This window comes from Pseudoalteromonas sp. SG41-2, from assembly GCF_014164535.1.
In the GTDB taxonomy this organism is placed as follows: domain Bacteria; phylum Pseudomonadota; class Gammaproteobacteria; order Enterobacterales; family Alteromonadaceae; genus Pseudoalteromonas; species Pseudoalteromonas rhizosphaerae.
Genome location: NZ_JACJFK010000133.1, coordinates 1 through 340, shown reverse-complemented (window position 1 = coordinate 340; position 340 = coordinate 1). Strand labels below are relative to the sequence as shown.

1 protein-coding gene is annotated in these 340 nt (G+C 37.9%); it reads right to left on the bottom strand.

The annotated features are described in order from the left end of the window. Positions 1 to 340: DUF2931 domain-containing protein (locus H5186_RS22785; RefSeq protein WP_182719783.1), on the bottom strand; the 340-nt coding region annotated here is incomplete at both ends.

The window sequence follows — 340 nt, the reverse complement described above, 5'->3', positions numbered from 1 at the left end:
CAACAATTAAATAAGGCCTGATATTTTCTTCTACTTCTCCTGTGCTTATCCATGCATAAGCAGGTAAATTTTTAGCTAATTTATAACCATTTTTATTTATTGCCAGTTCACCGTAGTAAATTCTGCTCTCTGACTTATCTAACCACTCAACCGCTACTTTTTCTGGGAATTTTTGATCGTAAACACCAACCATAGCTCCCGCTGTGGCTCGACAACAAGACATAGTTCCTGCGGGTACATCCCACTGGTCATCAAACTTAATTAAAGTCACGAATATATCATTACCTTCATCCGTTGAACCCGATACAACCATATAATCTATTTCACCTGTTGTTGCACA